The 19,587-nt window shown below is 58.9% G+C and carries 29 protein-coding genes; 3 read left to right on the forward strand and 26 right to left on the reverse strand.

From position 1 onward, the window contains the following. The first annotated feature begins 17 nt into the window (after positions 1 to 17). On the forward strand, positions 18 to 263 hold the full coding sequence (locus RTK01_RS03085; protein WP_294855565.1) for an IreB family regulatory phosphoprotein: 246 nt from the start codon (positions 18 to 20) through the stop codon (positions 261 to 263). A gap of 72 nt (positions 264 to 335) precedes the next feature. Here RTK01_RS03085 and RTK01_RS03090 read toward each other — a convergent pair whose 3' ends face one another. Continuing rightward, a complete protein-coding gene (locus RTK01_RS03090) occupies positions 336 to 494 on the reverse strand; it encodes a hypothetical protein (RefSeq protein WP_294855566.1) in 159 nt (52 codons plus the stop codon). 170 nt (positions 495 to 664) lie between these two features. Here RTK01_RS03090 and RTK01_RS03095 point away from each other — a divergent pair, with 170 nt between their 5' ends. Then, positions 665 to 1,306, forward strand: a complete 642-nt coding sequence (locus tag RTK01_RS03095; protein ID WP_312279573.1) for a superoxide dismutase — start codon at positions 665 to 667, stop codon at positions 1,304 to 1,306. A 109-nt stretch (positions 1,307 to 1,415) separates the two neighbouring features. Beyond that, positions 1,416 to 1,706 (forward strand): helix-turn-helix transcriptional regulator, encoded by a 291-nt coding sequence (locus RTK01_RS03100; RefSeq protein ID WP_312279574.1) that lies wholly within the window; start codon positions 1,416 to 1,418, stop codon positions 1,704 to 1,706. A 57-nt stretch (positions 1,707 to 1,763) separates the two neighbouring features. Here the strand turns inward: RTK01_RS03100 and RTK01_RS03105 are convergent, their stop codons facing one another. From RTK01_RS03105 to RTK01_RS03225, 25 genes are all read right to left on the reverse strand, one after another. After that, entirely contained in the window at positions 1,764 to 2,459 is a 696-nt protein-coding gene (locus tag RTK01_RS03105; protein ID WP_312279575.1) for a CHAP domain-containing protein, read from the reverse strand. Next, a complete protein-coding gene (locus RTK01_RS03110) occupies positions 2,456 to 2,707 on the reverse strand; it encodes a hypothetical protein (RefSeq protein WP_312279576.1) in 252 nt (83 codons plus the stop codon). Before RTK01_RS03110 ends, RTK01_RS03105 begins: the two co-directional genes overlap by 4 nt. Before the next feature lie 12 nt (positions 2,708 to 2,719). Continuing rightward, positions 2,720 to 2,986: a hypothetical protein gene (locus RTK01_RS03115; protein WP_312279577.1), complete on the reverse strand. Its 267-nt coding sequence runs from the start codon at positions 2,984 to 2,986 to the stop codon at positions 2,720 to 2,722. Continuing rightward, entirely contained in the window at positions 2,983 to 3,279 is a 297-nt protein-coding gene (locus tag RTK01_RS03120) for a hypothetical protein (RefSeq protein ID WP_312279578.1), read from the reverse strand. Before RTK01_RS03120 ends, RTK01_RS03115 begins: the two co-directional genes overlap by 4 nt. Before the next feature lies 1 nt (position 3,280). Beyond that, on the reverse strand, positions 3,281 to 3,847 hold the full coding sequence (locus RTK01_RS03125) for a hypothetical protein (protein WP_312279579.1): 567 nt from the start codon (positions 3,845 to 3,847) through the stop codon (positions 3,281 to 3,283). A gap of 1 nt (position 3,848) precedes the next feature. Continuing rightward, complete coding sequence (locus tag RTK01_RS03130; protein ID WP_312279580.1) at positions 3,849 to 4,907, reverse strand: baseplate J/gp47 family protein; 1,059 nt, start codon at positions 4,905 to 4,907, stop codon at positions 3,849 to 3,851. 11 nt (positions 4,908 to 4,918) lie between these two features. After that, positions 4,919 to 5,257 (reverse strand): hypothetical protein, encoded by a 339-nt coding sequence (locus RTK01_RS03135; protein ID WP_312279581.1) that lies wholly within the window; start codon positions 5,255 to 5,257, stop codon positions 4,919 to 4,921. Beyond that, the gene (locus RTK01_RS03140) at positions 5,254 to 5,676 is read right to left on the reverse strand and encodes a hypothetical protein (protein ID WP_312279582.1); all 423 of its coding nucleotides are present in this window, start codon (positions 5,674 to 5,676) and stop codon (positions 5,254 to 5,256) included. The genes RTK01_RS03135 and RTK01_RS03140 overlap by 4 nt, the downstream gene beginning before the upstream one ends. 25 nt (positions 5,677 to 5,701) lie before the next feature. Next, positions 5,702 to 6,643: a hypothetical protein gene (locus RTK01_RS03145; RefSeq protein ID WP_312279583.1), complete on the reverse strand. Its 942-nt coding sequence runs from the start codon at positions 6,641 to 6,643 to the stop codon at positions 5,702 to 5,704. Then, positions 6,640 to 7,215 carry a SafA/ExsA family spore coat assembly protein gene (gene safA / locus RTK01_RS03150; RefSeq protein WP_312279584.1) on the reverse strand — a complete coding sequence of 192 codons (576 nt, stop codon included), beginning with the start codon at positions 7,213 to 7,215 and terminating at the stop codon, positions 6,640 to 6,642. The genes RTK01_RS03145 and safA overlap by 4 nt, the downstream gene beginning before the upstream one ends. Before the next feature lie 20 nt (positions 7,216 to 7,235). Next, positions 7,236 to 7,859 (reverse strand): hypothetical protein, encoded by a 624-nt coding sequence (locus tag RTK01_RS03155; protein ID WP_312279585.1) that lies wholly within the window; start codon positions 7,857 to 7,859, stop codon positions 7,236 to 7,238. Next, entirely contained in the window at positions 7,856 to 8,170 is a 315-nt protein-coding gene (locus tag RTK01_RS03160; protein ID WP_312279586.1) for a hypothetical protein, read from the reverse strand. The genes RTK01_RS03155 and RTK01_RS03160 overlap by 4 nt, the downstream gene beginning before the upstream one ends. After that, positions 8,167 to 8,556 (reverse strand): hypothetical protein, encoded by a 390-nt coding sequence (locus RTK01_RS03165; protein WP_294855579.1) that lies wholly within the window; start codon positions 8,554 to 8,556, stop codon positions 8,167 to 8,169. Before RTK01_RS03165 ends, RTK01_RS03160 begins: the two co-directional genes overlap by 4 nt. Positions 8,557 to 8,590: 34 nt before the next feature. Beyond that, positions 8,591 to 9,655 (reverse strand): phage tail sheath subtilisin-like domain-containing protein, encoded by a 1,065-nt coding sequence (locus RTK01_RS03170; RefSeq protein WP_312279587.1) that lies wholly within the window; start codon positions 9,653 to 9,655, stop codon positions 8,591 to 8,593. Beyond that, positions 9,652 to 10,140: a hypothetical protein gene (locus RTK01_RS03175; RefSeq protein ID WP_312279588.1), complete on the reverse strand. Its 489-nt coding sequence runs from the start codon at positions 10,138 to 10,140 to the stop codon at positions 9,652 to 9,654. The genes RTK01_RS03170 and RTK01_RS03175 overlap by 4 nt, the downstream gene beginning before the upstream one ends. Next, positions 10,137 to 10,445 carry a hypothetical protein gene (locus RTK01_RS03180; RefSeq protein ID WP_312279589.1) on the reverse strand — a complete coding sequence of 103 codons (309 nt, stop codon included), beginning with the start codon at positions 10,443 to 10,445 and terminating at the stop codon, positions 10,137 to 10,139. The genes RTK01_RS03175 and RTK01_RS03180 overlap by 4 nt, the downstream gene beginning before the upstream one ends. Continuing rightward, positions 10,442 to 10,789 carry a hypothetical protein gene (locus RTK01_RS03185; RefSeq protein WP_312279590.1) on the reverse strand — a complete coding sequence of 116 codons (348 nt, stop codon included), beginning with the start codon at positions 10,787 to 10,789 and terminating at the stop codon, positions 10,442 to 10,444. The genes RTK01_RS03180 and RTK01_RS03185 overlap by 4 nt, the downstream gene beginning before the upstream one ends. A 41-nt stretch (positions 10,790 to 10,830) precedes the next feature. Continuing rightward, positions 10,831 to 11,862, reverse strand: a complete 1,032-nt coding sequence (locus tag RTK01_RS03190) for a phage major capsid protein (protein WP_312279591.1) — start codon at positions 11,860 to 11,862, stop codon at positions 10,831 to 10,833. Positions 11,863 to 11,877: 15 nt separating this feature from the next. Then, positions 11,878 to 12,222: a hypothetical protein gene (locus RTK01_RS03195; RefSeq protein ID WP_312279592.1), complete on the reverse strand. Its 345-nt coding sequence runs from the start codon at positions 12,220 to 12,222 to the stop codon at positions 11,878 to 11,880. A gap of 107 nt (positions 12,223 to 12,329) precedes the next feature. Next, positions 12,330 to 13,253: a hypothetical protein gene (locus RTK01_RS03200; protein WP_312279593.1), complete on the reverse strand. Its 924-nt coding sequence runs from the start codon at positions 13,251 to 13,253 to the stop codon at positions 12,330 to 12,332. Positions 13,254 to 13,299: 46 nt separating this feature from the next. After that, positions 13,300 to 14,463, reverse strand: a complete 1,164-nt coding sequence (locus RTK01_RS03205; protein ID WP_312279594.1) for a serine/threonine protein phosphatase — start codon at positions 14,461 to 14,463, stop codon at positions 13,300 to 13,302. 19 nt (positions 14,464 to 14,482) lie between these two features. Then, positions 14,483 to 15,727 (reverse strand): PBSX family phage terminase large subunit, encoded by a 1,245-nt coding sequence (locus RTK01_RS03210; RefSeq protein ID WP_312279595.1) that lies wholly within the window; start codon positions 15,725 to 15,727, stop codon positions 14,483 to 14,485. Continuing rightward, positions 15,705 to 16,175 carry a terminase small subunit gene (locus tag RTK01_RS03215; protein WP_312279596.1) on the reverse strand — a complete coding sequence of 157 codons (471 nt, stop codon included), beginning with the start codon at positions 16,173 to 16,175 and terminating at the stop codon, positions 15,705 to 15,707. Before RTK01_RS03215 ends, RTK01_RS03210 begins: the two co-directional genes overlap by 23 nt. 186 nt (positions 16,176 to 16,361) lie before the next feature. After that, the gene (locus RTK01_RS03220) at positions 16,362 to 18,311 is read right to left on the reverse strand and encodes a proton-conducting transporter membrane subunit (RefSeq protein WP_312279597.1); all 1,950 of its coding nucleotides are present in this window, start codon (positions 18,309 to 18,311) and stop codon (positions 16,362 to 16,364) included. Between the two features lie 16 nt (positions 18,312 to 18,327). Beyond that, the coding region (locus RTK01_RS03225) for a proton-conducting transporter membrane subunit (protein ID WP_312279598.1) at positions 18,328 to 19,587 on the reverse strand (1,260 nt) is incomplete at its 5' end.

Consider the following 19,587-nt stretch of genomic DNA (forward strand, 5'->3'; position numbering starts at 1 on the left):
GGAAAGGTGGTGTCTTCATGGACGATTTCACCAGAAAATTTAATCTTGCGATGGAAAAGGACGAGGAGATCCGCCATGTCCTGTCAACGGTCTATCAGGCATTGGAGGAAAAGGGCTATAACCCCATCAATCAGATTGTGGGCTATATTCTCTCCGAGGACCCCACCTATATCACCAACCACAACAACGCTCGGACGCTGATCCGCAAAATTGACAGGGACGAACTGCTTCAGGTACTGGTTCGGAAATACTTGGGGCAGTAGGCGCTCGGCACCATAAAATTAAAAGCGTTCCCGGAAAGTTTCACTTTCCGGGAACGCTTTTTTCATCCATTGTCATTTTATGCCCTGATCTCGCTCGCACAGCTCTTGCGCCCGTCTGAGAACCCGCATCATAATTGCCCGGGCCGCCGTGGCATTTCCTTCATCCAGCAGCTCCACGGCGTCTGCCAGCGGGCCGCACAGAATGCAGAAATCCAATTCGTCGTCCGTCATAAAATCATCTTCTCCCACTTGATATGTTGCCTAGCAGAATATCCTATTTTTTCTGTCGAAGTCCCGAAATTTTTGCCGGGGCGTTATTTTTCCAGCCGCCGGTCTACACATAATTTCGACTACTCCGGCGTATACTGCTCTGATGAACACATGTGGAAAGGATGACGCCTATGGAAGAAATGCACTATCCCTTCGTCTTGCCTCCGCTGCCCTATCCTTACGACGCGCTGGAGCCGGAGCTTGACGCCAAGCTTCTGTGTTTTCACCACGACAAGCATTTTGCGGCCTACGTGGACAATCTGAACAAGCTGCTGGAACCCTACCCCGCCTATCAGGACTGGTCCCTGATACAGCTTTGCGAACATTGGATGGATCTGCCTGCGCAGATTCGTCAGGGTGTGCGTAATAACGCCGGCGGCGTATTCAACCACGACATCTATTTCCGCACGCTTCACGCCCTGCCCCCCTCGTCCCCCCAGCCGCCGCTGGGAGACGCCATTCGCCTTGTTTTCGGCAGCACTGACGGCCTCAGGATTGCTCTGAAAAGCACCGCGCTCTCCGTCTTTGGCTCCGGCTGGACCTGCCTGTGCGCCGACCCGAACGGAATCCTATCTCTTCAGAACGTAGCCAATCAGGATACCGTCCTGCCCCTTGTTCCCCTATTGTGCTGCGATGTGTGGGAACACGCGTACTACCTGCAATACCAAAATCGCCGTGCCGACTATCTGGACGCATGGTGGCGGATCATTGACTGGCCCCTTCTTTCCGAACAGTACGCACAGCTTGTGCAAAATCGCCCGTCAATGGCGTAAAGTAACATAATTTTCTCATATATCCAATATTACAATACTTTTATATTTTCATTTTGTCAAGTTGAATTTTACAATGATATTGTAATTTTGGATTCAGGAGGAACTCCCGATGTTGTGCGACGAAATTCACCGGCTGAGGCTGGCAAGCGGAATCACACAAGCGCGTCTGGCCGAAAGGCTGGGCGTTTCCAAGCAGAGCGTCTCCAACTGGGAAAACAACAACATTCAGCCCTCCGTGGAGCTACTTGAGCGACTGGCGGATTTTTTTGCCGTCTCTACCGATGCGCTTCTGAGCCGACAACCTGATGCGGTCATCGATGTCTCCGGCCTCACCGACGCGCAGATTGCCCACATTCGTCAGTTGATTCAGGACCTCCGCGATGCCAAAAGACGCGTTTAAGTGCGTTATAAAAGCGCCCGCCGCCCATATGGGCGGCGGGCGCTTTTGGTGAAAAGCTTATTGTTTAAGCGTCTCCAAAAACCTCTGCAAAAACACCAGCATCTGTTCTCTGGTGCACCAACTTTTATACTGATAGGTTCCGTCGCCAGCGCCCCGTACGATCCCGCTTTTTTCCGCCCATGCACGGGCCTCCTCCGAAAAATCGCCGGGAGGCAGCTCCCCTCGTTTTTGCAGCCATACGTTCATCATCGTGTCAAAGTCGTTTTGGGTCATTTTTTCCTCCTCATACTCGGGGCGAAGCGCCCCCACCGCATATCGTGCAGCCCGTAATCTCCGCTGCACCTCTCCGCCGTTGGCGTCGCTGAGTGTGCCGGTATTTCCCTCAATCGTCACAAGACTTCCGTCGGTGTTTACCCGTTCCACCACGCCCATGTGCTCAATAACGGTTCCGCTGAATTGGAAAAACACCACATCTCCGGGCCGATAGTTTTTTTCCGCGAACCGCCCATTTTTTCGGGCCCAATTTGCCAAAGTGCCGCTGGAGGCGGTTTTGCCGCCGCCATAGAACAGCCCGCTCAGCCCCGCTTCTTGGAAGCACCACCAAAGGAATACACAGCACCACGGATAGCCGTCCCCAGTCGTTTCCTTTCCGTAATAGGCCGTGTTGTATTTCACCCGGTTGCTTCCGGCGGGGGACTCCTTCGTTCCCAGTTCCCGCCGAGCGACGGCCAGCAGCTTTTCCGCCCCTGTCACGCTTTGTCCGCGCTTTTCAGCGCGTCTGCGGCGTTCCGGGATGCGTCTACTGCCCGCTTAACACTTTCAGCGTCCACTCTGCCTTCGGTAACGATATACGTCATTACCGAGGCAATTGCCACCACTGCTCCCGCTACCGTGGAAATCACATTTTCATCCAGCCCAAATACCATGGCAAGACCTGTGACGATTCCTGCCACAGCCGCCCACAGCTTTCGCGAGCTGAGCTTTCTCAGCAACTCTCTCATAAAATTCTCCTCTCAGAAATCCTCATCCATTCCCATCGCCGCGTCATAAATGATGCCGCCCCGGGTATTCTCCGCCTTGCTCTTTCCAAAATACGCCGCCAGTACCACCGCCGTGGACGCTTGCAGCGCTCCAATCAGCGTAGTGAGATACGGCAGCGTCCCGGTAAACTGGCTGCCGATTGCCAGATAGCAAAAATACAGCACCACGCAAGTGCAAATCGCGTCCAGGCCCAAAATTCCCAGCGCAATGATTTTTGATGCCGTCAATTTCCCCTTCATATAGTGCCTCCCCTCGTTAGTAGGAAGGTGACAAACGCCCCCGCCAGAATCAGAAGGACTTTGTCCACCAGTCCATCCCACCGTTTCCCCGGCCGCCGCTCCAGCGCATCCATTTTCTCTCCCAGCCGCGCCACACTGTCGGCCACCGTCTCCTGCTTTGTCGCCAGCACCTCCACCGCCGTGGCCAACCGTCGCAGCGTCTCCTGACTCTGCTCCAGCGCGCCGATCCGTCGAATGTTGGAAGATACACGCTCTTCCAGTGCCGTGATTCGTCCGCTCCACTCCTGTTCCATATTACACCGCCAATTCAAAGCTGTGCCACGTGTGTGCCGCTGTCTCCACCGCACTCCATGTCCACCCATAGTCCTCACATTCCGACCAGAGCATATAGCGGAAGTAAAACTCCGTCTCCAGGTGACAGGGGATGATGTCCAGCACAATTTTTTGAATCTGCGTAAATTCCTCCGGAATCCCCCCCACCTCCGGGAAAATCACCCGGATGTGGCCTCCCCCCATCTCCTGTGCCAGCGCCTTGATCCCGCAGCCGCTGATGGTGCGATTGATTGCGTCCAGTGAAAAGCTGTCCGCGTCAACCTGCATCAGTGCCGCGATGGCGCTCCGCCGGAGGGCAACGGTGTTTGCCGCAGGCCGCCTTGCAAACAGTTCTTCCCGGCGAAGCAGCCCCTCGCCCTCTGCCGTGCCCGTCAGCGTCTCCCGCTCGATATATTCAAGACGGTCCGAACACTCATCCAGACCCGCGCCCTGGGCAAACAGTTCACTTTCGCTCAGCGTCTCGTCCCGAAGGTCATATATGCCCAAAGGCGTCAGCAGGTTTTTCAAATGCGATTCGTAGCCCGCCATGTCACGCCCCCATTTCCGTCACGCGCAGCTCTCCGAGGATGTACAAAGTCGTGGCACTTCCCTGCCTGTCCGAGGAGGGAGACAGAATATGATAGTTTTTCACGCCGCCCACGGCGTAAATCAGCCGACCAAGCTCTGCCAGCAGAATGGGCTTTCCCAGCAGCTTTCCCGTGAGCCATCCGGCAATTGCCTGTTCCGCCGCGCTTTTTACCGCCGCAAAGTTCCCATTCTCACCCACGTCCAGTTCCACCGTCACATTTAGGCGACTCTCCTCCGGGGCCAGCACACGCACATCCACGGCAATCTCCCTCTTTGCCTGCAAATCAGCTTCCACCGCTCGCAGCAGCGCCGCATCCGGCGCCCCCGAAGATTTTGCGATGTACACATCCACCGTGCCGATACCTCTCGCCCGGCCCACCGCTACTGCCGCGGCTACGCCCTGATGCCGCAATGCCTGTTCCTCGTAAAAGGCGGCGTTGGCCCCGTTTGGCAGCCGCTCAAAACTGTCCAGCACCCTTGCGCGGAGCGCCTCGTCGCTTTCTGCGTCCGACCCGCCGGAAAATGCCGCCGGATTTGTGCACCCGGTAATTCCCATAGGACATGCCGCCAGTACCGTTATACTCCACGCCGCGGCATTGCCACCGTTTCCAGAATCCAGCGCTTCTGCGGGCACGTCCGCCGTCAGTGTCCCCGCCGCCAGCACCGCCGCCCGGGTGGTCTGAAATCGCATCCCACCCTCCGTCATGCACACGCTTCCAATTGGGATGCTCAAATCCTGTATCGGCGCTTCCTCCACAGAAAACCTCAATGTCCCCGCCGCCCGGGTCGCCGCCTGACGGACAATCCCCCGCATGGCCGCGTGATCGTCTAGATAAGCACCTTGGGCCGTCTGTGGAAAGCTTTGATTCAGCACCCAGTCCGCCTGACATTCCAGCGCCTGCACTTGCGCCGCCACCGCATATAGCCGTACCGCCAGATCGCAGGCATCCTCCGCGCCATAGCCGGACCGCTCCCGGAACGCCGAGAGCAGTTCCTGATAAATTTCATCCGTTGTTCTCATGTTTTCTTCTGTCACCGCACCGTAAGCTGCAGATTCAGCTCCTCCCCCTCATAGTTCATCTGCACTGTCAGATGATCGCCATTCAGCCCCACCTGCTCCACACGCAGATTTTTTTCCTCCGCCAGCGCCTGTGCCACCGCCGCTTCCGCGGCGCTTTGCCTGTGAGAAGGGGCTTCGCCTCCCAGCGCGTACAATGTGCTGCCCAAATCCTCTAAAAGCGGAAAACCGCCCCGCCTTGCCGTCAGTCTGAACAGCACCCTTTGCAGCAGTGCGTCCCGGCCTTTCACTCGAACCGTTCCGCCCACACCGTCGGCCACATAGTCTCCGTCTTTGATTTTAAGCTCTGTCATTCTGACTCTCCTCCGCATGTGCAGGGCTTGTAGAGCTTACCGTTCACACGCAGCGCTCCGGTTACCTCCACCTGTCCCGTCAGAACAATTCTGCCCTGCAGCTCTACCGTCCCGTCGTTTTTGAGGTATACGCTTCCGCCTTCGGCGTGAATGTATACCTCGCCGGGTCGAAGCCCGGCAGGTGCGACCGTCTGCTTCGCACCCGCCACGCAGGACTCCTCCCCGCCGGTTCCGCCCTTGATGACCAGCACCGTCTCTCCCGCCGCGGGCCGCCACGCATATCCTCCCGGCCCATAAACCGGGAGCGCCCGCACCTCGCCTCTGGTGACTACGCCCGCACTTTCTCCCGAAATACTCGTCACGCCCAGATCAGCCCCGGACGCGGATACCCCCGGCTTTGTCTGCTTTGATAACCACATCGCTTTTTGCTCCTCTCCCTCTGGGTCATTTCTCACGCAGCGTCAGCGTAACGGATTCTCCGCCGCCGTCGGCCCGGGTTCTGGCTTCCACCACGCGATAGGTCCCCGTCAGCCCCATCCGCGCCAGCCTTAAAGCCGCCACGTCGCCGGGAAATGCCAGAAAGCCCCCCGCCAGCGTCACCTCCACGGAAGTCTCGTCCTCTTTAGACTTCGCAATTTGATACTCCCCCGTATACCGCATTTTGGCCCAGGTGCTCTGTCCCGGCGTGTACAAAACTCGGCGGCACTGCCCTCCCTGGGCAATCCACTCCTCGTTGCGCACGCTGTACGTCTGGTTTCTTGTCTTGTCGATTACCAGTATTTCCGACAACACGCCGTAGTGATCCTCTCGTTTTACAAGTGACAAAACGTTTGTTGAATCGGTAATCTCAAATGTTTTTCCCGCATCTCCCTTGTCCGCCCACAGCCGTCCAAACCGGTCAAAACTTGGCGTAAAGTTGCCATAGGTCCTGCAAAAGTCCTCTAGAGCCTTCCACTGGCTGCTCCCCGCCGCCACGGTGTACATTTCCCCGCCGCTGCTGAGGCTTGCCGTTTTATCACAGGGAATCCCATAGGGCGTCACATGGTTTCTGACGATTTCCTCAAGCGTCGCCCCCTGATAGGCGGCGGCCCGTGCCTCGTTGTCCAGCAGCCGGGCGGCATAGCCCCGTCCCGCAACCATCGCGCTGAGGCCCTCCTCCGTCTGGCGAATCTCGTATTCATCCACAATGCCCCGCAGCAGCACGGTGTCCCTGTCCATCAGCGTAAACCCCGCCGCCTGCCGCAGCACCGGCTCCATTTCCGCCGTGTAAAGGCACGTCACCGCAAAGCTGTCGCAGGGCACAGTACCCGTATAGCATACATCCCAAGTCAGCAGCGCGGGTAAATCAAACATTCCATGGTCGCACGTCGTAATTCTTCCCGTCATTTCACCCGCACCTGATTTCCCGCGTAGATGAGATTTGGATTTTTAATCTGGGGATTTGCCGCAATCAGGCTCTGAAGCGTCACGCCATACCGCTTTGCAATCCCCCACAGCGTGTCTCCCTTCTTCACCGTGTACCATACGGCGGAGTCCGCGCTCTTTCCCGTTTCCCCCGTGCCGGTACTCTCCGCAGCAGTCGCCGCCGCCGTGAGAGATGCATTCTGTCGGCAATCCTCCCAAAACTCAAATGCATATCCCACAAAATCCGGCTGCGGCTCCTCCGTCAACTGCAAAGACACAAAATATGCCTCCGCCGCCTGCCAGACGGGATGCACCAGCAGCCCCGGACCATCCCGCTCAAATACCGCCGCCAGCTTTTGAAATTCCTGATAGGCATTCGCTCCCATAAACGCGCCCTGTCCCCGCATCACCCGGTGCCCCGGCCCCAACTCCTGCATACAGTACCGCCCGAAGGGAACCTTGTGCACCGCAATTTTTCTCTGCCATGTGACGGAATATGTCTCCGGATTGTGGGGCCATATATAGTCCTTGTACCGCATCGGCGTCAGTTCCACGCCATCTCACCTCTCCTGTCTCAATACAGCGGATACCCGCCGTCATACCGTCTTGCGTCCCGCTGAAACGCCCGGGACAGCTCTCCGGCGGACATTCCTCCGTCCACTACAAGCATGGTCCCGGCAGACACTCCGCCCTCCGCCACCGGAACGGTCCCCGCAATTCCAGCATGAGTCCCTCCGCTCCCGAAGAAAACTCCCTCCGGGGAGATCATTTCCGCCGCGCCAACCCCTTGTCCCGTGCCGTCACCGTTTTTCCTCCGAACCGCATTCTCTCCAGCGTTCAGCCGTGTTGTCTCTCTCCGCCCACTTCCCATAAATGGGCTCTCCGCTCCCATACTCTCCGCTGTGGGAATTTCCGCGACCGTCATCTCCCGCGTCCCTGTCGCTTGATGAAGCCGCCCTTCCCCGCGTCGTGCCAGCAGCCGATTCCATGCCGCCATTTCTCCCGGAAAGCCCTGTCTCTCTTCCGGCTCCTCGTCGAAGGAGCGGAGCCGGAGAGCGCCGTCTCCGCCGCTCTCCGCCGCTGTCTCCCCGTTTCTCCCAGCCTGTTTCTCCTCGTCTTCCTTTCGCCGCTGCCCGCCACCCAGCAAAACGGCAAACATCGCCGCCTGCCGCCGCAGCGCGTCTTCTATGTAATTCATGCCCGCTCTCCCCGCATCGCCCGAAACCGTTCCGGGTCAAACCCGACGTTTACTCCGGCGGGCAAAGCAGGTTCCTCCCCCGCCAGCCGCCGCACAAGCGTCTCCATCTCTCCCGCCGTCAGCTCCTCCAGAACCGTCTCCGCACTCTCAAATAGCCGCGCTTCTCCAAGAAAGCAGCTTTCCGCCAGCACCCGTGCATTGCACAAAAGCCCTCGGACCGTCTCGTTTTCTTCCTGTGCGGCCACATCCCGCCAAATACCCAGCAGCAGTCCCGCCGAAAGCGGCGTCAGTCTGTCCGGCGCCGTTTTCATGCCGTCGTCTCAATGCGCCGGGAAGCCACCACGGTAATTTTTTCCGCCACCATGGCGTCCAGTTCGCCCTGTTCGGAGATCGTGCTCCACTGACAGCCCGAGTAGATGATCTTCCGGTCCGGCTTGCAGATCACCAGCGAAAAATCGCTGAGCTCGTAAAAATTGATTCCGTCGGAAATCGCGTCGTCGGTGGCGTACAGGCGGGTCAGCTCCAAAGTGTACTTGCTTTGTCCCCCGATGGTCCCCACCGGCTCCCGCTCTCCAAATGCCTCCACGTTTTTGCTGGTCTTGCTGGCCTTGGCGGTGTAGCTCTGCACCACCGCCACCTTTTTCCCGTTCAGCTCCAGATAAATGTCCGCGCTGGTGGGAAATCCCATAACCTCCATGGCTTTTGCTCCTTTTCAGATATTTGTTTTCCGCTCACACCGTGATGTGGGCCGTCAGATAAATCTGGTTCAGCCCGTGGGCCACGGCAAAGCTGAATTCCACCAGACACACGGTGGGCTCGTCCGCAGATACGCTCACCCGTACCTCGCCGTAGCTGTCAATGATCTCCGCGGCCAGCTTTTTCTCCAGCTCCACAATTACCTGCGAACGGATGGCTCCCCGATTCTGCGCCGTGTTTTTGGTGCGGGAAAATTTGCTGCGCAACGAGGAACGTACCGCCGGAATCACATCGTCCACAATCCGGATGGTGCTCAGCTCCCGCCAAGTGGCGTCCGACGCTCCGTCCGTGGTGGTTCTGGTGGTCACGCACCGCACCGGGGAAATCACTCCCGCCATGCTTTCCAGCGGCGTCACGCCGCCCCGCACCAACACGTCAATGTCGTTATCTCGGTAAGCCGTGCTCAATCCGCTCAAGCCGTACAGCGCCGCCCCATTCAGCGGAGCTGCCGGGTCGCTTCCCCCGGCCATGGCGCCTGCCATCGCCGCCGCGCACAGCACGCCCGAGGGCGCACCCTCACCAGCCGTCCCGTCCGGCCCGGTCAGCACCATCCGCTCACTGTTCAGCTCCGCCGCGTGGGCCGTCAGCTCCGCTGCCGTCGCTCCTTCGGCTCCCACCACCGCAATTCGCTCTCTGCGTCCCGCAGACAAGGTTTCTACGGCCGTGCGCAGCGCCTGATGTACCGCAGCGTCCGTGCTGTCGCATACCATGATGCGCACGTCCTCTACGCCGCCCAGCGCTTCAAATCCCGCCGTATAGTCCGAGACCGTGCCGTCGTCCGCCACCCGGACCGCCGCCACCTTGGACACGCCATTTAAAAACAGCAGCCGCAGAATTGCACTCATTCCCGCTGTGCTTGTGTCTTCACCGAATGCCCCGATGCCCTCAGAATACCCCGTCAGCGTCACCATCGCGCCCTCGTCGCCCTTGGCCGCTCTCGCGGCCACGCCCACGGTCTTGGTCCCGCCACCGGCGGATACCACGGAGGACACGTCATAGGAGGAATACACCCCCGGCCGCTCATGCTTGGTCATGTTCATTTTTTGATTGTCCCTTTCAGTATAAAGTCCAGCAAAGTCCCCGTGTCGCCGGAGTCCTCCGCCAGGAACACAGCCCTGCAAGCCGCGCTCCCCTTCCGTAAAAACATTCCGGTTGCTTTGTCCCACGCAATGCCGTTCCAGCTCATCTTCTCCAGCTTAAGGCCTGCGGGCAGCTTTTCCATCAGCGCACCGGCGGCAATTTCCATGGCCGTCTCGCAGTCACTCGCCCCCGCCGCGCGCACGCCGAGGGAGATCGTCACGTCCATCTGCATTCCATACAGCTCCCGGACGCTGCCTGTCTCATCCCGCTTCTCGCCAAGATATCCGCTCAGCCCCACGGACTTTCCCTCCGCCGCCGCCACGTCCACAGACACCACCGGCCCTTCATATTCCTTTGCCGCTCCCTCATAGGCGGACATCGCCGCAATTCCCGCGCCCTTCAGCGCGTTAATCACCGCGTCCCGCACCTGATTCAGTCCGTTCATTCCGCCGCCTTTCTCCGCTCCGTCAAAACGGCCCACCAGCAAACGGTTTCGTCCCCCAGGTGTATTTCCTCGCAGTTGCGCACCGTATAGGTCCTCCCCTGAAATCCCACCCGGTCCCCCAGGCCTGCTTTCGTTCTGCCAAGATAGGTCCACCGCCGGTCATCCATAGTTCCCAGAGAGGTAACCTCAAACGGCGCGTCTTTTTCTGATTTTCTTGCAGGCTGAAAAAACGCCCGTGCCGCCGTGCCGTTCACCGTCACCGCCTGTCCGTATTTTTGGAAGATGCGGTCCAACCGTCCCGTCATCCCCGCACCCCCCGAAAGCGGAATTCCGCCGCCGTCACATAGGGCTCCATCAGCCGCTCCGCCTCCCGGCGCAGGGCCTCCGCATCCTTGCCGCCCCCCGGCTCCGTCACGGACACATCCCCCGCCGTAAACTGCCTGCCGCCCCGGCTCGCCGACAGGCCCGCCGCTGCAAAAAGTGCCGCCGCGCAGAGGAATGCCTCCCGGCATTCCTCTGGCTCTACGCCCTCCCGGAGTCTTCCTGTCCACGCCTTCTCAGCCGCACCGCACAGTAGTGCCAGCGCCGTTTCTTCATCCTCTCCCGCGCCGGAGAGAGTCCTCGCCAGCGTTAAAATTTCCTCCTGCATTCTCGCGTCTCCCTTCTCTGCTGCTTTCGCGCTGGAGTTTATCAGATCTCCAGCACCCGGCTCGCTTCGGTAAACAGCTTCGCAAACCCGGAAATAGAGGTAATGGCGGCCCGCTCCATCTGCCGGTCAATCAGCTTGTCATACTCCACCAGCACGTCTCCGGCGCAAATCTGCTCCAAGGCATAGCCTTTGTCAAGACCGATCAGCTTGCCCGCGGGCATGGCGCTGGTTCTCAGCAGCGTCGCACCCAACGGGGTGGTCAGCGTGCCGGTCCCCTGAAAATTCAGACCGGTCAGAGGATTCTGGAACTCGCTCAGTTTCAGAAGCTTCAGCATCACGTCCCCGCCCACCAAAATAGTGTTCATGGTGTAGGGGTCGAACTGGCTCCAGAATTCCAGCAGCGCGTCATAGCTCAGAGTTCCCTTGGTCCCGGAAATGGGCTCTGTCCCAATGCTGTAAATCTTCGCCGGATTTTTGTTGCCGTCGCCGTCGCACAGCACGCGGATGGCGTCCTGCAAATGTATTCTGCCGATGTAAGCGCCAATCTGGCGCAGCGTCACGGAAAACAGGTCCAACCGCTGAAACCGGATCGCCTCGTAGGAAGCCACCAGCATCCTGCCCCGCTTGTGCAGCCGCACCAGATTTTCCTGCATCCGAATGGTGGTGGAGGGAATCGCGCCGCCCTCCTCCACGCGCTTGAGCTCTTTTTCCTTCTCCGTGGGTACGGAGGCAATAGAGCGATAGTCCATTCCCTCGAAATTTGTCACCGTGGCAGTGATGGCAGGCAGAATACTCTCTTCCTCCATTCCCTGGCGCACCACCCGGGAGACAAATTCCGGGAACAGCACGGCGGAATCGCTGGTCTTGAAAAATTTCTCCACCATGTCGCTGCCCGCGCCCTTCACCTTGATGTCAAAGCGCTTGAGCTGGCGCTGAAACGCGTCCAGTCCCTCCGCCGGGGTGCCTCTGTAATTTTCACTGGGGTCCAGCTCCTCCAATGTTTTGGAAAAGCTGCTGCCCGCTCTGCCGTACATACCTTTTTCCAGCTTGATATTCTCGTAATGATAAGCCATACTTCTTCCTCCTTCTTAAAGTGCGAAGGTGACGGTGCCTGCCGACGCGTCCACCTCTGCCACCAGATACTGCCGCCCCTCTGCGTCCGTCTTTACGCCGCCGTCACCGTCGCCGCTCAGGCCACACCAGCCCAAACCCGGCGCGTTTCCCGTGTAACCGGCGGTAACAAACCCGCCAAGCTGCACTGCGCAGGCGTCACCGCCCTTGCCCATGGAAATCACCTGTCCACAAAAGCTCTCCCCTTCGCCGCAGGGGCCGACGGCTCCGTTCCCGCTGACTTTCACCAGCTCGCCTTCCCGCACCTCAGTGCAGGAAAATGTGGCCCCCCATTGTCCGATTCCCTCAAAAGAAATGTTCATCGTGCTCCTCCTCAAAATTTATCTACTCTGAAAACGCCAAAAAGCCGCCTGATATATCCGTCACCGCCAACGCTTTCCGGCCCTTTCTCAATGCAGCGGGGATCGCGTCACACCCGAAACAGTTCGCCGTCTCCCCGCTCCGCGCCCCGGTCCACCCGGCGAAGCTGCACGGAAAATACCTTTTCCGCCCGTGCCTCATAGGCTTTTTTCAGCTCCAGCAGCTCCGCCTCCTCCAGCTTGTCCGCGATGGACTGAAACACCGTTCCGTTCAAAGCCTCGTCGCTCACCAGCGCCAGCCGCACCACCTCCCGGCGCAGACCGGAAAGGTAATTCCGCCCCAACTCCGCCTGCTTGCGCAGGGTGTCCCACGCCTCCTGAAATTCCTTCCGCTGTCCCACATACTGCCCCAGCTCCGCGCCCGACTGACCGCCGAAGCGCTTCATCACGCCCGCCTCTCTCTGTGCAGGCACTGCCACAAACGACCACTCATAGGCGTCCTTCGGCTCCCGAAGCTCTACATAACACAGCTTCCCGCCATAGCTCTGTCCCTTCTGGTGCTGGCAACTTCCGCTTTCCTCGCCGCATACGGAGCAAACACTCCGCCCCACCGCGCACCCAACAGATACTTCCTTTTTAATGCCGCCCTCAATCTCCGCAATCAGGTCCGCGTTTTTCTCGGTCTTCATCAGATAGGCCCACGCCTTGAGATAGCAATAGCCGTCTCCCGCCGCCGTGCTGCAGCCTGCCTCGCGCACCAGCTCCGTCCGATAAATCCGGGCCGTCTGCCCCAGCGCGGACCACTGGTGGTCAAACACGCCGCTTTTCCCCACAAACAAATCTCCCAGCGCGTTTAGCGCCGCCTCGTCAAATCGCTCAAAGTCCCGGTCCACCTCGTTGTCGCACAGCCGCACCGCAAAGGTGTATACCTGTTCCGCCGTCAGCGTCCCTTTGGAAAAGCGGTTAATCAGACCCATGTCGTCCTCTCCGGCCGCCCACCGCTCCGCCGCGCCCGCATCCTTTCGCACGTCCATTTTCTCGCCCCTTTTTAACTATTATGTAAACTAATTGCCCGCAGCATCACGCCTTTTTCTCCGCCGCGTCGTTCTCAATTCTCAGCTTCCGTGCCTGCTCCAGATATAATGCCGCCCGGGCGTCTTCCACCTCGTCCTGCAAATTGACATCCTCCCAAACCGTCTCAAATCCGCATCCGTAGCCGTGCATCCGCAGCCACAGACTGCAAATTCTCTCCACAGCGGGATTCAGCGTCCGCCGGATGGCGGCTACCTCGGTGGTCAGCATATCTGCCTGCTGGGCGCTCATCCGCTCGGTAGAATTCCAGCTCAGCCCCAGCATAAACGGAGGGATCCCCGTCTTGGCCACAATCTGCTCCAAAATCTGCCGCACCGGCACCTCGCTGTCCAAAATCTGCTCATCCGCGCCGATGGCCTTGATTTCCACATCGCCCACCGCCACAAAATCCCGCACCCGGCCGCTTTTTGCGTCCTGCATAGCGGCGGACCACTCCTCCGCCAATTGCCGGCTGCGCTCCTCCGCCTGTCCCCGTCCGTCCTCTCCGGGCTTACAGGTCACCGCAAACCGCACGTTGCCGCACCGCTCCCAGTTGACTCCCACCGTGTGGTAAATCTTCATCAGGATATCCGTCAAAAACGGCATGGAGCGCAAAAGCGATACTCCATAAGGGTTTTCCGTCTCCGGATTAAAGGGAGTGAACAGCAGCAGCTCCTGCCGGGGCAGCGGACCTATTCTCCCGTGCTCATCCGTTCCGCAGAGCTGAAAATCCAGCGGATTGTCCCCCTCGTAAATTTCCAGGTCTTCTGCCCGACCGCACAGCAATGCACCGATCTCCCGTCCGTTTTTCGCCGTCACAATTTCACCAATGGCCCGGCCGCAGGTCAAAAGTGAATCCAGATAGCACTCCAAAAATGCGTTAATGCCCCGCTGCGCGCGCCCCGTTGGCACTGTCCGCAAAAATTCCCGCAGCGCCCGCTGCGCCGCCGCGTCCGCGCACTTTACATCCACGCCTCCGGTCATCCGAATCAGCTTGTAAACCGCCGCATCCACCACCGGAACGCCCTCCCGGATCGCCCGATACAGCCGTAGCTCGCCGCCCCGCAGGGGCACATACCCATCCAGCACGCCGAAAGGATGCCGCTCCGCGTTTCGCAGTTGTACCGCAGTGGCAGCCTTTCCCGGCTCTTGTTTCCTCTTTCCGAATCTCATCCTCGCTCCTCCCGCATTTTTACGCTTCCCGCTCCACCCACGTCGCCGCGAAGCCGCCGCTCCGCGGCTTTGCCAGACTCATGGCAAAATACCTCAGATCATCCATGGCGTGGTCGTTTTCCTTCTTAGGCGCGTCTTTTCCTCCCGGTTCCCAGCAATAGGCCTCCATCTCCCGCAGGCAGTCCTCACAGCTTTCGCAAATCACGATTCTCCCGCTCTTCAGCGCGTCCGCCGTGGTGCGGATGCCGTCCAGCACATCGTTATTTGCCTTTTCAACGTCGTATCCCGCCTGCCGCAGCGCCGCGATAAAGCTGGCCGCCGACGGGTCAACCACCACTGTCTCAATCCGCCGCTCCCCCGCCAGCTTCCGTAAATCCTCCACATATTCCGCATCGGTTTTCTGCGGTCCCTCCGCCCGGGAATTGTAGTAATATTCCTTCACCCGAAACCACACCCCATCCCACAAGCCCCACAGGCCAAAGGACGCGGGGTTTGCCGTCCCGTAATCCACGGATATGCGCCACCGCTCCGGCTCTTCCTCCGGCGCGTTCCGGCAAAACTTCTCTCGGTCAAAGAAGTCGTATACCAGCCCTTGGGCCGCAGCCCATTCCCCCAGCACGAACCGCCGGTAGAAAATTCCGCTGTAACAGCTCCGATACCGCCGCTTGACCTCCGCCGACAACGCCGGATTGTCCTCCATGGTAAAGTGGAGATACAACGCTCGCTTCTCCTCCGCCTTGCAAATCCACTCCCGGTAGAACCAATGCCCCGGGCCTTCCGGGTTGCAATCCATCCACAGCTTGCTTCCCGCAATGGAACACCGGGCGCAGGCCTGCTCCACAAAGGACCTTGGCATCAGCGCCGCTTCATCCAGCAATATCCCGGCAAAGGTGCTTCCCTGAATCAGTGCCGCGCTGGATTCATCCTTCCCACCGAACAAGTAAAATTTGTTCCGCCGCTTTCCGCTGCGCACCACCAGCAGATTTTCAGACCGTTTTTCCGTGCACTGCATCCCAAGCTTCCTCAGCTCCGGCACAATTTCTCCCAGCACGTTCCTCCGCAGCGAGAGAATTGTCTTCCCGCACACGCCGAATTGCTGCCCATTAAAGCCGCTCTGGGCCCATAGAAAGAAAGATAACCCCATAGAAAAGGTCTTCCCGCTGCGGACCGCTCCGTCGCAGATCACCGCGTCGTACTTCTCCCCGTCCGTCTGCCACCACCGCAGCGCCCGCCGCTGCTTTTCAGAGAACCGCACCGCCTCCACGTCCGGGCCCCTCCTTCTCGTCCTCGGTCTTCAGAGCCTGCAAAAACCGCTCCATACCGTCCTCGCCACCTTCCTCCAAAAGGCCCCACAGCGTCTCCAGCGCCTGCACCCGGTCGATGAGCTTCATTTCCGTGCCCTTGTCCGTAATTTTCAGCTCCGCCACATCGGACAAATCCAACTCTCCCGCCTCCACCAGCTCCCTGCTTGCCAGTTTTGCCGCGTCGGACACCCGCCCGAACGCCATCTGCCCCAGCCGCCGCAAAATGTCCTGCCGGGTGGGCAGCTCCATCCGCCGCATCCATTTCAGCCGCTCGGCTACCTCGCTTTTTCTCAGCAGCGCGTAGCCATCAGCCCTCCCGATGCTTTTTGCCGCCCGGTTTGGATCCATAGAGATCAGAAATTCCCGGCAAAACCGATCCCGCTCCGCGCCCGTCAGTTTCTTTCCCATCCAATCACCTCGCTCTTCTATACCAGTCCCCCCATTGCCCCAAATTTGCACGTCCGCGTACATCTTTGAAAACTTTCAAAAAAACATCCGCCCTTCGGCGGAGTGGGCGGCCCCGCCGCATGAATCAGAAAACGGGCGGGAAGCCATCAGCTTCCCGCCCGTTTTTATTCTGTTCCCGTGCAGACACTACCCGGTAAAAAAGATATAAGTCAGCGCCCCCACCAACCCGATTCCCGCCAGCGTCAAATCGAAGGCAAAAGTTTCGCCAATCAAAAACCGCTTGGGCTTACGGGCGTATACGCCAAAATTTTCGTTCTTCTTGGGTACGAAGATGCCGGGCGCCTTCAGATACAGCAGCTTCTCCCCCACCACTACCAAAAGGTCGCCAAGGCCCGCCGCCGTCCGGGCGCACATCGCCCCAAGGAACGCAAGCCCCCGCACGGCAGGACGGTATACCAGCTCCTCCAAATCCAACCCTTTGGGCCATCGCTCCAGGTATACGGTTCCCTCTGCTGTCTTCCTGCACAGCGCCAGCCGCACAATCAGCAGATACACCACCGCGCCAATGCCCAGAGAAATCAGTGCTCCCTGCAAATTCACCCATGAAAAATAGCGGAATATCCCGTGACTTTCCCCCGCCCGCAGAAACACGGAGGACCGCTCCGCGATCACCTGCATGGAAACCCAGGGCGTCAACCCAAAGACCACCAGTAAAAACGCCGTCAATCCCACCGCCAGACCCGTAGCCGGGGTCATGTACTCACGGGCGCTGAATCTCTGTCGCTCCGCCCGATTTTCTACAAAAATTGCCACAAACAGCTTCGTCATATAGGCCGCCGTCAGCCCTCCGGAAATTAAAAACAGCCATTCCACCGTCTGGAACCCGGCCGCAGAGCTTCCTGTGTGCTCCAGATAGTGAACGTATTCCACAATGCTCTCGTGCAGCAGCGTCTTGCTGATATAACCCGAGGTTCCCGGTATGCCCACAATCGCCGCCGCGCCCACAAAAAATACCGCTTTCAGCATGGGCCTGTTCCGTCCCCAGCCCCGCAGCTCGTTTAAGTCCAGCGCGTGGGTCGCCAGATAAATCACGCCCGCCGACACAAACAGCACCAGCTTAATCAGCCCGTGATTCACCATGTGCAGCACAGTGCCCCATGCCGCCAGCACATTATCTTCCCCCAGATACCCTTGCATGGCCACGCCGAGCAGGATAAACCCAATCTGAGACATGGACGAGCAGGCCAGCGCCCGCTTCAGATTGACGGAGAACAACGCCAGTACCGCCCCCAGCACCATCGTCACGGTTCCGGAGATAAGAAGCACCCCGTTCCATTCGACGCTTGAAAAAAGCAGATACCGGGAAATGATTAAAATACCGAAAATTCCGCTCTTGGTGAGAATTCCGCTCAGCAGTGCCGACGCCGGCGCGGGTGCCACGGGATGGGCTTTGGGCAGCCAGATGTGCAGGGGAACCATGCCCGCCTTCGCGCCAAAGCCCGTCAGGCAGAACAAGCCTGCCGCCAGCAGTTCTCCCCGCCGTCCGTCCTCCAACGCCGCCACCAGCGCGGGAAGCTCCCGAAATACCAGCGAGCCCAGCAGATGGTCCAGCATCAACAGCCCCACCAGCAGCATCATTCCTCCAAACACCGCCACCGCCAGATAGGTCTGTCCGGCCCGCAGTGCGTCGGGATTCTCATTCTGCGCCACCCATACATAGGAAGCGAAGGACATTATTTCAAAAAATATAAACAGCGTAAAAAAATCCGCCGCCAGAAACACGCCCATCAGCGCCCCCAGTGTCACCATCCATGCGCAGTAGTAGCGGTTCACGCCCTCCCGGTCCGCAAAATATTCCTTGCTGGGCAGCGCCGTCATCAGCCACAAAAACGCCGCCATAACAGCCATGGTCGTGTGGAGGCTTCCCGCCTCAAACCGCAGCCCCAGCCCGCACAATTGAGGGAGCACCGCAGTTCCCGGCGCAAGCAGAAGCAGCAACGCCGCAAAAATCTCCACTCCCGGAATAATTCGGACATACAGATTGCGGTACTCACGTCCCCTTCTTCGCATGGGGTATACAAAATACGCCGCCAAAAACGGAAAAAACACCAAAAACAGCAGTAAAAACGAGCTCATTCAGCGTCTCCTCCTTTTATAGCGTATTCAGACTTACCGCCTGTAAGAATTCAATCAACGGCGCGGAAAACAGCGCCAGCACCACTCCCGCCGCCGCCAGCACCACCAACGGAACTGTCATCGCCGGTCCCGGGTCGTGGATTTTGGAAAGCGCCTCATGGTCCACCGCGCCCACCGGAAACCATGCCCGGACGAAAATAGTCATCATATACAGCGTGGTCAGCAGCGTGGATAAAATCAAAGCCCCGATTCCGAAATAGGCCCACGGGTTCTCCGAGATCACCGCCGCCGTGCAAATCATCCACTTTCCCACAAAGCCCCCCAAAGGCGGCACGCCGATCAGGGCGAAGGCCGACACGGTAAACGTCCCGAATACCACCGGCATCCGCCGTCCCAATCCTTCGAATTCATAGATATACTCTCGCCCACTCTTTTGGATAATGGAACCGGCGCAGCAGAACATGGTGATTTTCACCACTGCGTGATAAACCATGTGGGTCAGTGCACCCACCAGTCCCGCGGGCAGCATCAGCGTCAGTGAAAAGAGGATGTAGCTCAGATTGCTCACCGTGGAAAAAGCCAGCCGCCGCTTCAGGTGGGGCGTGCGCAGTGCCCTGGCCGCACCGTAAATGATCGTCAGAATCGCCGCCGTCATCACCACGTACTGCGCCCAGCTTCCCCGCAGAAAATCCGCGCCAAATCCAAAATAGATCAGCCGCAGCACCGCAAAGGCCCCTGCCTTCACCACCGCCACCGCGTGAAGCAGGGCGGACACCGGCGTAGGCGCCACAGACGCATCCGGCAGCCACCCACCAAAGGGGAACACGGCCGCTTTCACGCCAAAGCCGAAAAACGCCAAAACGAACACCGCCCACAGCGTGGTCTCGTTCCCCGCTGCCTTTGCAAAGTCCAGCACACCGCCATAGGTAAAGTCCAGCGTTGTCCCATAGCGCAGCAGAAACACAATGCCGATAAAAGCGAACGCCGCCCCCGACAGGGAATACACCAAGTATTTTCTCCCGGCGTACCGGGCCTTCTCGTCCATAAAGTGCATTACCAGCGGCAGTGTCGCTAAGGTCAGCAGCTCATAGAACAGATACAGGGTGAGAAAATCCTCCGCAAACGCAATCCCCAGCACCACGCCGAAGCTTGCGATCCAGAACCCGAAAAACCGGCTTTCGTGTCCTTCGTGGGACATGTAATCCAGACTGTACAGCGTAATCAGAGGCCACAGGGCCGACACAATGGCCCCATATACCATCGAGCACCAATCAAT

Origin of the sequence: Oscillibacter sp., from assembly GCF_031978065.1 — a bacterium.
Lineage (GTDB): Bacteria > Bacillota > Clostridia > Oscillospirales > Oscillospiraceae > Oscillibacter.